The following is a 12218-nucleotide window of genomic DNA, read 5'->3' as shown; positions in this document are numbered from 1 at the left end:
CAGCGCGCCCGCTATATGACCCTGGAAGCCATCAGCACCGTCAGCGATAATGCCACCGTCAGGCTCTCGGCCGTGCCCGCCTGATATGGCGGCCCAGCCCGCCAAAGATCATCGCGCTCCTACACCACGCGATGGGACACGAGCCCAAGGGACGCCACTTTCCGCACATCAACAACGCGCTCGCCCCCGCTGCGGCACATCGCGAGGCTTCCATCATGAGGTCATGACCTTGCGCCACCCGCGAACCGCGTCCGACACTGGGTTCCGCAAGGCTGGGATGCTGATAATTGGCAATCAAGGTCGAGAATTGCACCGTCCATGATCTGGCGGCTCTTGGCGAGGAGTGGCAGGCCCTGGAGCTTCGTGCCGCTCCGTCCTTTTTTCAAAGCTGGACCTGGATTGGCTGTCTTGCGGCCGAGCGGTACCCGGACCCCGTTCTGCTGCGGGCCTTCCAGGGTGGGCGGACCTTGGGGCTTGCCTTGTTCAATAGACGGCACGGGCGCCTGTGCCTGGCCGAGAGTGGCGAGCAGCAACTCGATGCGCCATTCATCGAGCACAATGGACCGCTGCTGGCCACGGGAAGCGAAGGCCTCGTCGCTGATTTCCTGCAGGCGGCATGGAAGGTCAAAGCGGTGCGAAGGCTGAACCTGAGCGGCGTGCCGGCGGCGGTGGTCGAGGCGGCAGGCGGTGTTCCGCGCCGCCTGCAATCCCGCCCTGTCCCCGTGCTGGATCTGGGTCCTATCCGCCGTGCGGGAGATGCCTGGCTGGCGCACCGCAGCGCCAATACGCGGCAGCAGATCCGGCGTTCTGCGCTCGCCTACGTCAAGATGCAGGGCGCACTGCATCTGTGCCGTGCCGAGACGCCGGCGAAGGCAGCCGCCTTTCTCGATGCCCTGATCGAACTGCACCAGGCGAGCTGGCAGAAGCGGGGCCAGGATGGCGCCTTCCTGCGGGACTTCTCGCGCCGTTTCCATCATGCACTCGTACTGCGGGCTTTGGCGCGGCAGCAGCTGGATCTGTTGCAGGTCAGCGCTGGCGGCGCGGATGTCGGATATCTCTACAATTTTCGCTGCGGAGGCCGGGTACTTGCCTACCAGAGTGGCTTCGCGCCGGCTTTGGTGCCGCAGGCGAAGCCCGGCATGACCTGCCATGCCATGGCGATCGATGCTGCCTTGCAGCAGGGCATGGAAACCTACGATTTCCTGGCCGGCGACCAGCGCTACAAGCGCAGCCTGTCCGACCGGGAGGAAACACTTTGGTGGGCCGAGCTGGTGCCGCGCTGGTCGCCTTGGGGGCTGGCTTTGCGGGCCGTCCGCGCGATACGTCCGGCGGGGTGGCGGGGCTGAGCTGCGGCAGATTGGAGCCTACAGGCCGCACCGCAGCCTTCCATCGCTTCAGCGCATGGCCGTGATCATGCCGTGCCCGCCGTCATCCGTGGCAGTCACCACGCGATATCCCAGCGCCTGCAAGCGATCACGGCACCAAACCAGCCCCTGGGCGCCGCACTGGTGCCATTCCATGAATATGGCGCGGGCGTTGATTTGCGCGAAACGCGGATCCTCCATCAGCTCGTATTCGCCACCCTCAATGTCCATCTTCAGGATATCGAGGGGCGTGTTGAGCAGGTCGGGGAAAACGTCGACGATGGCAATATCGATGTCTCCGCCATCACCGATCGTGGAACCGGAGCCGCGATCCGAGAGGCTCGCATTGCGCGCCTTCGCCCCTGCTCCAGCCTGGTTCAGCTTGACGCGATGCGAGGCGCCATTCAGGCCGATGTTACGCGCCGCTTGTCTGGCGTGCCCGGGATGCGGTTCGTAAGCGTCCAATTTGCATTCTGGAAATCTGGCCAGCCAGTAGAGACAGGAAAACCCCACATTCGCACCGAGATCGACCACGCGCCGTACCTTGGCTGAATCGAGTCCCAACTCATCGCCGTAGAGATCCAGGACAAAGATCTCATAAGCAACGCCGAAGTCGTTGTTGCGGCGATCGCCGAACAAGGTTGGGCGTAACTCGATGACTGGACCCAGCCGCGTGCGCACGTGAACGTCCCGTTTTCGACCTGAGAGGCGCCATAGCCCATAGGTGATGGCGCTGCGGGGCGAAAGGGCGCGAAAGAAATCGAGCATATGGGCAACTTTCGGTTGTTCAGGCTGTGCGAAGAAGCCTTCCTGGCCCGCGCTCAGGTCCCGTTGCGAGAGGGTCGGCTCCCTTCACCTGAGCACGGGCACCTAGGTCAGGCGGCCTTCTGCGTCGGCACGTCGCGCATCAAGGCGGCGATTTCCTTCTTGCCATGCCCGGCAAACACGCCATTGGCGAACCGCCATGTGCCGATGAAGTGGAAGCACTTCGTGTCCGGGTGCGGCGTGGTACCGGCGTAGCTGGCATAGGCGGGATAGGGTAGCACGACGGCGCCGGGCGAATTGGCCACCGCGAAGTTGGAGGCGCATTGTTCGGTGCCCCACTCCCTCCAGCGTTTCTCGCCGACAAGCTTCTCCATCTCGCGGTGGAAGCGCTCTATCTCGCTGCGCGGGAAGCCGCCGCGCGCAAAGCCCGCGAGCCCGGACGAGCCACGCACATATCGCAGTGTCTCATGGCCGGGATACTGATCGAACAGTCGCTCCGAGACCTCGCCGATATAGTTGCCCTCGATCCGGCGTGCGAGCTCGGCCGCATCGCGCATCGAATGCAGCACACGCCGATCGGCCATCGTGAAGGATTGATTGGCCTCCATGCAGGCCACGACCTCGCTCACATCATCGGCCACCGACAGCACATCGGCGTCGATCTGCACGATGTAGCGGTCTTCTGCCAGATCGAGGATATGCAGGATACGCTCCCAAGTGCCGCCACGCTGGCAGGGGCCGGTTTCGATGTCCTCTAGAACCTTGAACTCGATGCCCTGAATGTGACGGCGCATCGTCTCCAACGAGTCGTGCGGCGTATCGCGGTCAATGATGGCAATGGCCCGGCCCTTGCCGACGCGGCGGTAGAAGGCCTTCATGCTGAGGACGTACATCGGCACGTGTCTGGGCGACACCATGCTGACAAAGGTCCAGGGCGCATCCTGGAGCACCAGCGGCGGCGTATCGAGGATGCCGCTGATCGCGCGGTTGAAGCGCCAGTACGAAAAATTGCGACGATACCTGTAGAACATGGTGCTCTCCGAGCTGATGAAGATGAAAACGTGCCGTTGGTGTCAACGGCTGAGCACAAGGCGGCGCGGACGCAATCGCGCCAGCAGCCGCCCCGCGAGGTTCAGCAGGCGCCGCTCTTGCCCGTCGGGCCGGCCGCAGAACTGCCAGAGCAGCAGTTGCGTGGCGACGTGAACGACCGCGCCGGCCGGTGCCAGGATAGAAAGATCGCGCAAGGCCAGCAGCATGTCACCGGCGCCCGGAGGCAGAAGGCCGCGCAGCGCCAGCACCGCCGCCGCCATCGCCACTGCGGCCAGGATGCCGCGCCAGATCTGCGCCAGGGCATCACCCAGCCCATGGCCCAGCAGACGGCCCACCTGATGATGCCAGATCGCTGCATTCAACACGCCCGTCGCCAGCATCGCCGCCAGCGCACCTTCCACCCCGGCCCACATGGCGCCCAGCACCACGGCCGGCACGCGCACCAGGACGATGATGGAATAGGTGACGACGAAGCGGCGCAACCGGTCCAGCACGGTGAACATGTTGAAGTTGAAATGCGCCATGGCGTCGACCAGCGCGTAGAGAGCACAGAGCGTCATCAGCGGCGCAACGCCTTCCCAGCGCGGCCCAAGCGCGATCCGCTCGATCTCCGGCGCCACGAGCGCGATACCGACCGACAAGGGCAGCAGCACGGTGAAGAGGAAGCCGAATCCGTTGAGGAACTCGCGGCCCAGCAGCGCCTTGTCATGCATGCTGCGTGCGTAGCCGGCATAGATCGGCCCACGCACCGGCACCGCAATCTCGGTCACCGGCGTGGCTGCAACCTGGTAGGCGATGTTGTACATGCCGACCGACTGCATCCCGAGCATCCGCCCCAGCACCAGGTTTGGCCCCTGACCATCAGCGACGGCGCAGGCATTCATGAGCAGCGACCATTTGGAAAAGGACAGCAACTCGCGCCAATGCTTCAGCGAAAAGCGGGGCCGGTGCGGCGCCAGCCAGTAGCCGTAGGGAATGGCAATGAACTTCGCCAGGATATGGCCCAGAATAAGCGCCCAGTAGCTGCGCCAGAAAAAGGCGAGCACGATCGTGACGATGAAGGCCACGATCTTGATCACGACCTGCTGGCGGAACAGCAGATCGAACCGCATCTCCCGCTGCAGGCGCGCCAGGCCGATGCTGGCCAGCCCGTCCATCGCGACGTTCAGGGCAATCAGCATCAGCACCGGCGTCAGTCGCGGTTCGCGCATCAGCCCCGCCTGCCACTCTGCTGTCAGCACGACGAGGCCGCCGAGCAGCAGGCAGCGCAGAAGGTTCATTGTCCAGGCGGTATCGTAGAAGCTGCGATCCACACTGGCGCGACGTACCACCACGAGGGCGAAATTCGTCGTGCTGATCAGGTCGACAACCGCGAAGATGGCGGCGGCCAAGGCGACGATGCCGAAATCCTCGGGCACCAGCAAACGGGCGAGGATCAGCGTGCTGATCACGCTGATGCAGCGCACGGCCAGGCGACCGACGATCATGAAGGCGGCGCCGGTCACGACAAGGCGGCGGGTGTTGGCCGCGGTCGTCGGGTCTTCGGCCGGTGGAACCGGGTTCACCGCCGCGGGTACTGAAGCTGGCGGCTGCATCAGGCCCCCGCGAGGTCGGGTAGCGCCCGCGCCGTCCCGGCATCCTGCGCGGCGAGGAAGCCCTCGAAGACCAGCAGCTGCCACAGCGCCTGGGAGTGATCCGAACCGCCGGAGGCATGCTCCTCCACCAGTTGCGAGACGGCGGACGGGTCGAAGATGCCGCTGTCGAGCATGGCGCCGCCCAGCAGGCGCCGGCGCAGCTCCGGCGCGCCGTTGCGAAACTGGCTGCCGATGGCCTGCGCAAAACCCTGCTTGCGGCCCCACAGCAGCTCCTGCGGTAGGTGCGGTGCCATGGCTTGCCGCAGAACATGCTTTCCGACGCCGCCGCGCAGCTTCAGCGAAGCCGGCAGCGACATCCCCCATTCGACCAGCTCATGGTCCAGGATCGGCGGCCGCAGTTCCAGTGACGACGCCATGCTGGTGCGGTCGGTCTTCACCAGTATGTCGCCCGGCAGGTAGGTGTGCAGATCCGCGTATTGCGCCGCCAAAAGGGGATCGCGCGGGTCGCATTCATCCATCAGCGCGCCGATACGTGCCATCGGGTCATGCCCATCAAGCGCCGCGCGCCAGCCCGGCGAAAACAGGCCGCGCCGCCGCTCATCGGCAACCTTGCAGACGGTGCGGTAGTAGCCGACAGCGCTGTCGAGCGAGATCTCCGTCAAGGTGTTCTTCGCCCGCAGCCAGCGTGGGGCGCGATCGAGCTTCGGATAGGCGCGGGCGAGCGTTCCGAGGACCCTCCGGCGCACCGGGGCTGGCAGGCAGGCGCGCGCCGTCTCGGCTAGCATGTGCCAGCGATAGCGCCGGTAGCCGGCCAGGACTTCATCTCCGCCATCGCCGGACAGGGCCACCGTCACATCCTGTCGCGCCAGCCGGCAGACCGCGAGGGTGGGCACCGCGGAGTGGTCGCCGAAGGGCTCGCCGAACAGCACCGCCACCTCTCGCGCGGCAGACAGGTAATCGGCCTCGCTGGTCTCGGCGCGGTGGCGGGTGCCATGGCGCTCGGCAACCGCGGCAGCAGCGGGCCGCTCGTCATTCGGGCCGGTAAAGCCGATGGTGAAGGTAGACAGCGGGCCTCCCTTGCCCTCCCGCGCCGCGGCTGCGGCGAAGGCGACGATCGAGGCGGAATCCACCCCGCCGGACAGGAAGGCGCCGAGCGGCACATCGGCCATCATCTGCGCACGGACAGCTGCCTCCAGACGCGCGGCCAGTTCCACCGCCGCTTCCGCGGGCGCGGCGACGGAGGCGGTCGGCGGCTGCCAGTACCGGCGCGGGACGGGCGGGGTCGTTTCGCCGCGCCGCTGGAAGAGGAAATGTCCGGCGGGCATGCGGCGAATGCCGGCATAGATGGTCGCCGGGTCCGGCACGTAGCCGAAGGCCAGATAATCCTCGACCGCCGCGGGATCGAGGCGCGCCGAGACACCTGGTACTGCCAGCAATGCCGCCAGTTCGGATCCGAACGCCAGGCCGCCATCGGGAAGCGTCGCGTAGTGCATCGGCTTCTCGCCGAGCCGGTCTCGCGCGAGCAGCAGTTCCCCGCGCTCCCGATCCCACAAAGCGAAGGCGAACATGCCCTTGAGGCGATCAAGCACGCCCAGGCCCCATTCCCGCCAGCCATGCAGGATGGCTTCGGTGTCGGAGCGGCTTTGGAAGACGTGGCCCGCGGCGCGCAGCTGCTGGCGCAGCGCCTCGTGATTATAGATTTCTCCGTTGAAGACGATGGTCACCGCACCACCGGCGATCGACATTGGCTGGGCGCCGCCTGCCAGATCGACAATGGAAAGGCGGCGATGGCCGAGCCCCAGATGCGGCTCGCTATGCACGCCTTCGCCATCCGGCCCGCGATGCCGCACGGCGTCCGTCATGCGCCGCAGAAGGGCCAGGCTGGGCGCCGTGGGATCCACGGCATGGAACAGGCCGACTACGCCGCACATGCTGAAAGCTCCTGGTGAGGCGATTCAAGGCGGCGTGAAATGATGGCGCCGAGCAATCCTGAATTGCCATGTGCCAGCGGCGGCGGCCATGTAATCATTTCGCGTTTCGCGTGCTTGGCATGCGTTCGCGCGAAGAATTGAGTAATGATTTCCAGATCACCGTTCTGTGAATAAGGGCGAAAAAGGGCTACCCCCGTTCCATGAGTGCAAATCGTCACGACCTGTCCGCAAGACCGTGGTTCCTGAGCGCCGGTTCTGATGGTTGAGGGCCGCGAACCGCGGCGGCTGGCCTGGCCAGCCGCCGTGCTGTTGATCGGGCTCCTCTCCGCGCTGCTTTGGGGCCTGCTCTGGATTGTCGTCAGGGTCATCATGAGCTGACAGCTTCCGGCATGTCGGTCGCAGCCCCAATGGCCAGGCCTGGCCGGCCGGCACGCAGCCACATGACCACGCTCTCCAACCCGGGGCGGAGCGCCACCGGATCACGCACGCCCAGCAGCGCGCGCATCTGATCAGGCGAGCCCAGCGAATCGCGGATTTCGCCGCTGCGCGCCGGCATATGCCGCAACACCGGCTCCACCCCGCAGACGCTGCCGATCAACTCGGCAAGTTGCCGCACCGTGGTCATGCGGCCGGTGCAGACATTCAGCACGGGCGCGGCCGTGCTCGCTTCCCGCATTCCCGCCAGCAGGGCGGCCACCACGTCGCCCACCGCCACGAAGTCACGCGTCTGGCCGCCATCACCATAGATGCCGACCGGCTCGTTGCGTACCAGTCGCTCGCAGAAGATCGAGATGACCCCGGAATAGGGTGAACGCGGATCCTGTCGCGGGCCGAAGACGTTGAAGAATCGCAGCCCGAGGGTCGGCACGCCATGCACCGCACCGGCGACCCGCGCGTGCTGCTCGCAGCCCAACTTGTCGGCGCCATAGGCCGAAAGCGGTCGGGTCGGAGCATCTTCGGTCAGCGGCAGGCAGGCCGGATCGCCATAGACGGCGGCTGAGGAGGCGTAGACGACCGGCAGCGGATTGTCTGCCCCGTCCGCGGCCGGCGCGGCGCGGGCGGCCTCGAACACCGTGATGGTGCCGGTGAGGTTCACCCTGTGCGTGCCGAGCGGATCCTGCACGCCCCGCTCCACGGAGGCGATGGCCGCCAGATGGAAGCAGCCATCCATCCCGCGCAGGGCCCGCGTCATCGCGCCCAGATCCGCGATGTCCCCGACCACCAGCTCGGCACCCGGCGCCAGGTTGTCGCGATGACCGCTGGACAGGTCGTCCAGCACACGAACCTGGTCGCCGCGCGCGATTAGGGCTTCGCAGAGATGGGAGCCGATGAAGCCGCAGCCACCGGTGACCAGGTATCGAGCCATCGAATCAACTCCGGGACGGCGCGGCGGTCGGCCGCCGCGCGCCATGGGGGTGGAGAGGGAAAGCGCCGGACAGTGTCGCCAGGGCGGGCACGGCCAATGCGCCGAAGGAACGAACGTGCGGTTCCATCAGGCGGGCACGCAACGCCGGACCCGGCTCGGCAGCCGTGGTGCGCCACGCGGGGCGATGTTCAAGGTCGGCTGGCGCGCGAAACTCATCGGATCCGTGAACGGTGCCCCGGCGCCGGCAAGCCAGTCATAGGTACGCCGCGCGCCTTCGTGGTCCAGGATGTCGGCAAGCTGCGCCAGGGACTGCATGGCCAACCGGGCGTATTCGCCCTGGCTCCTGGCCCAGCCATCGCCATTCGACCGGTTGCGCGCGCGCGTCGCCTGCCCGACTTCGGCCCAGCTTCGGAAAGGCCGGGCAATGCCGCCCTCGCTACCCGGAAGGCTCGCGATGAGGACGAAGGCCGCGCCGTCGTTGCGCGCGAAGCCGCGATCGGCCGCGTTGAAACGGCCGACCAGGAAGTTGGCCATCCAGCCGAGAAAGACCCGCGCATCGGCATTGCCCTGCCGTGCCGCCGCCGCCGCTGCGGAGGCGAAGTAGTCCTGCTGCCAGGGCAGCAGCTCCACCCCACCCCCGCCAAGTTCGTAGGGCAGCAGCCAGCCATGCAATTCGCCCTGCAGCTCCGTCCAGGCCGGGATCTGCTCCCGCAGCCACGACCAGTTCCGGTCCGCGACATGTCGCAGATAGGCCTGGTTCGCGTCACCATCCGGTGCGGTCCATGCGGCCTCGTCCAGTTGGCGGATGGACCATGCGGCTCCGCGAACCTGCCGCTTATGGACGACAAGAAAGCCTTCCTGGTTGTTGCGCATGCCCGGCGGGTTGCGCACGGCGGGCCAGATGCCGAGCACGTTCCAGGCGCCCTGCGCCATCACCTCATCCGCGAAAGCGCGGCGTCCGGTGATCAGATAGGGTACGAAGCACAGGTCGGGCTGGTGGGTCGTGTCGATGTTCCAGCCGGTATCCCCGCTGATCTGCTGCGCGAGTCCGCCCGGTGGACGACGGCCGCGCCCATCCGTCCATAGCCGCGGCCAGTGCTGCGCATCCAGCCAGCCGCCGCGCCGGTCCGCGCCGCCATTCGGATCCCAGAAGTGCCAGGGAATGGTCCCGGCCGCCTCGGCCTGCCCGATGCAGTAATCGGCCGCCCGCGGATCACCGCTGATAAGCCAGGCGGCCTGGTAGCCAGTGGTGGGGCCCAGATCCATGCGCCCGCCACCAGTCGGCATGTACTGCATGATGCCGCGCGCATCGAAGGCCGCATGCCAATCCGGCCGCGCCATCTGCTGCGTCATCGAAGCCAGCATGGTCTCATCGACGCCCGCGGTCAGGTCGTAATGGGCGATGGCGCCGGTGTCAGCCAGGTAGAGTGTGTCGTGGCGCACCGGTGGTTGCGTCGCGGCCGGCTGACCACCGGGCAACGCACCGAGCAGCCGGCCCCAGCTGCGATACTGGTGATGCGCGGGCATCGTGGCCTGCAGCGCCTCCCGACCGTCCAGCACAACCCGCGCCGAATAGGCTGCCACGCCACCGCCGGGCTGCATCGCAATGTCGTTGCGGAACCAGACATCGACCCAGAGCGTGCCGTCCGCCCGTGCCGCGATATCGGCCACCAGGCGCATGGAGGTGGCGCCGCCCACCACCTCCGGCGGCACCGCGGCGCTGATGCGCCGCTGCACCGCCAGCGGTCCGGACTGCCAGGATGCGCCCAGTGGTGCGGCCCGCAGTTGCTCCAGCAAATCCAGCCGCCAGGGCCGGCCACCGCCCGAGAGCGGTGTCAGCTCGACCACGGCCTGGCGCCCCGACAACGCCGCGGCCAGATCAAGCGCGGGCTCCGCCGGCGTGTTCGCGCGCGACAGCACGAAGCCCTGTCGTGCGTTGTTCGGCAGTCCAGCGGCTTCCAGGCTGACCACCGCGAAGCGCGCCGTGCCATCAGGATGCCGCGTGACCACGTCAAGTTGGACCCGCGAGGCGCGGCTCCCCCCGCGTGCAGCAAGCGTCGCGCCGCGCGGCATCTGGCCCGCGCGGAACGGCAGCCCGAAGGTCAGGATTTCACTGCCGGATGCCCGGCCACTGCCCTGCAGGAGCAGCCCTGTCAGATCCTCGGCCCGCGCGAGGCAGGGCAGGGGATCCGCCAGCACCACACCACCGCGGCCGGCGGTATTCGCCCGCCCGACGCCAGGTCCCGCCACGGCACAGCCCGCCAGCAAACCAGCCCCCAGCAGCCCAACTCCGCGGCGTCCGAGCAAAGGCCCGGGGCGGGATTGTTCGTCCCCCTCCGGGGAAGCTCCCGCCTTGTTCCACTTGCTCATGCGGCTCGCTCCCTCATCGTGCTGGCCAACGCCATCATCGCCCCGTGGGCTATGCCCACCGCTTCAAGCGTCATGTGGGCCATGCCCATCTCCTCAACGCTGGCGACGGGACCCCGCGCCCTGCGCCCGGCGAACCCGCCAGGACTCTGTGGGTCGACCTGTGGCGACCGGTGGCTCGGCAGCCGGCGCCGGGGTTTCGCGACGGGCGCGCGACGGGCCACGGGCATCATTGTCCGGCAGGCTGGCTTCCGCGCCTTCGATCGTGTCGCAGCGCATGTCGAATGGCCACCAGCCCCGCGTACGATAGGCTGGGGGCAGGATGCTCCAGACGCAAAGCCAGGCGACGCCCAGAAGCATGGCGAGAAAATACAGGCTCTGCATGAGGTGCTCCTTGTCGCTTGCGTGACGGTCATGTGCTGGCCCGCCCTTGCCGGCTCCAACTCGCGGCGACGGCGGGACGCGGCGTGGCGGAGTCTGCGCGCACGGTTCGCCAGCCGAAGCCGGCAGGTTCCGCGTCGCTCTGCTGCGAAAGGCTGCGTCGCGCGATGGCGAGCGCGGCGGGCGCAACCACCAGCAGGGTCCAGTAGTAGTCCCAGTAGGCGAGCGACAGGAAAGTGCCCGCCGCGCAATAGGCGACGATCGAGACCTGCAGCATCCGGCCGAGATCGCCCGCCCAGGCAAGTTGTGGATGGAGGCGCGCCAGCCGGATCAGTCGCCAGGCGTACCACGCGCCGGCCAGCGTCAGGCCCAACCACAAGGCAAAGCCGATGAAGCCGTGTTCGCCCATCACTTCGAACCAGATGCTGTGCACGGCCCTCGCCGGGCCACCCGGCATCACGGTATCGACGGCAGATTGCGTGTAGGGCCCCCGGAAGCCCGAGCCGACCAGTGGCCGATCCAGCGCCAGACGGAACGACACCTCCCACAGTTTCAGGCGGGTCGTCGCGGATTGATCCTCCTCGTAGGTGCCGATGGTGTTCATGCGGTCGGTCCATTGCGCCGGCATGAAATTGATGGCGACCGCGAGCACGGCGGCCATGATGATGCCGCCCAGCAACTTGTGGCGGGACCGCAGCCACATCACCACGATGACCGCCGCAATGCCCAACAGGGCGCCACGCGAGTAGGTGCCGATGATGGCGAACAGCGTCAGCACCATGGCGGCGGCCAGCCCGATGCGCACCAGCCGGTGACCGGCCTGCAGGCGCAGGTAGTTCATCAGCGGCAGCGCCACCAGCATCGCGGCGCCGATGTGGTTGTTGTCAGCGATCATCGACTGTTCCGGGCCCCAGACCCGGTAACTGCCGCCGGTCATGATGGTGAAAATGCCGCCGCGCACGCCGTAATAACCGATGGCGATCACCATCAGCCAGATCAGCGCGTCCAGCCGGCGCCGGTCGGACAGCATTGCGGCCGTCAGCATCAGCACCACGATGACCCGCATCGCCCGGTCCCACTTGGCCCAGGCATCGGCCGGCGTGCCGAGTCCGGTGAAGGTCGTCAGTGTGAACATCGCCAGCATCAGCACCAGCAGCACGGTCACGCCATTCACGGGCAGTTGGCGCGGCTCCCTTGCCAGGACGCATCCGATGAGCGTCGCGCCCAGTACCATCACGCCCCAGGGCAAATTGGCAGCCGTTCCCCAGATCTCGCGGTGCGGGTTCATGAAGGAGATCCAGGACCACAGCAGGATGCCGACGAAGGGCTGCGCCAACGCCGTGACGAGCATCGGGAACAGCACCGCCATGAAGACCAGGTTGCGGATCATCGAACTGAG

9 protein-coding genes are annotated in these 12218 nt (G+C 67.1%); 1 reads left to right on the top strand and 8 read right to left on the bottom strand.

Features of this window, described 5'->3' with window-relative positions; translation table 11 throughout:
• The first annotated feature begins 287 nt into the window (after nt 1-287).
• Nucleotides 288-1346 (top strand): GNAT family N-acetyltransferase, encoded by a 1059-nt coding sequence (locus Q8S40_RS00545; RefSeq protein WP_305668874.1) that lies wholly within the window; start codon nt 288-290, stop codon nt 1344-1346.
• A 48-nt stretch (nt 1347-1394) separates the two neighbouring features.
• On the opposite strand, the gene Q8S40_RS00540 is transcribed toward Q8S40_RS00545, so the two are convergent.
• The 8 genes from Q8S40_RS00540 to Q8S40_RS00505 form a co-directional block, all read right to left on the bottom strand.
• Entirely contained in the window at nt 1395-2132 is a 738-nt protein-coding gene (locus tag Q8S40_RS00540; RefSeq protein WP_305668873.1) for an FkbM family methyltransferase, read from the bottom strand.
• Nucleotides 2133-2239: 107 nt separating this feature from the next.
• Nucleotides 2240-3160 carry a hypothetical protein gene (locus tag Q8S40_RS00535; protein WP_305668872.1) on the bottom strand — a complete coding sequence of 307 codons (921 nt, stop codon included), beginning with the start codon at nt 3158-3160 and terminating at the stop codon, nt 2240-2242.
• Between the two features lie 42 nt (nt 3161-3202).
• Entirely contained in the window at nt 3203-4744 is a 1542-nt protein-coding gene (locus tag Q8S40_RS00530) for a lipopolysaccharide biosynthesis protein (RefSeq protein ID WP_305668871.1), read from the bottom strand.
• Nucleotides 4745-4773: 29 nt separating this feature from the next.
• Nucleotides 4774-6705 carry an asparagine synthase (glutamine-hydrolyzing) gene (gene asnB / locus Q8S40_RS00525; protein WP_305668870.1) on the bottom strand — a complete coding sequence of 644 codons (1932 nt, stop codon included), beginning with the start codon at nt 6703-6705 and terminating at the stop codon, nt 4774-4776.
• A complete protein-coding gene (locus tag Q8S40_RS00520; RefSeq protein ID WP_305668869.1) occupies nt 6693-7076 on the bottom strand; it encodes a hypothetical protein in 384 nt (127 codons plus the stop codon). The genes asnB and Q8S40_RS00520 overlap by 13 nt, the downstream gene beginning before the upstream one ends.
• On the bottom strand, nt 7073-8071 hold the full coding sequence (locus tag Q8S40_RS00515; RefSeq protein WP_305668868.1) for an NAD-dependent epimerase/dehydratase family protein: 999 nt from the start codon (nt 8069-8071) through the stop codon (nt 7073-7075). Before Q8S40_RS00515 ends, Q8S40_RS00520 begins: the two co-directional genes overlap by 4 nt.
• 126 nt (nt 8072-8197) lie before the next feature.
• The gene (locus Q8S40_RS00510) at nt 8198-10441 is read right to left on the bottom strand and encodes a hypothetical protein (RefSeq protein ID WP_305668867.1); all 2244 of its coding nucleotides are present in this window, start codon (nt 10439-10441) and stop codon (nt 8198-8200) included.
• Between the two features lie 409 nt (nt 10442-10850).
• The gene (locus tag Q8S40_RS00505) at nt 10851-12209 is read right to left on the bottom strand and encodes a putative O-glycosylation ligase, exosortase A system-associated (RefSeq protein ID WP_305668866.1); all 1359 of its coding nucleotides are present in this window, start codon (nt 12207-12209) and stop codon (nt 10851-10853) included.
• Between the last annotated feature and the right edge of the window lie 9 nt (nt 12210-12218).

This window comes from Falsiroseomonas sp. (genome assembly GCF_030695085.1).
Classification (GTDB): domain Bacteria; phylum Pseudomonadota; class Alphaproteobacteria; order Acetobacterales; family Acetobacteraceae; genus Falsiroseomonas.
This window is presented reverse-complemented; position numbering and strand designations above follow the sequence as displayed.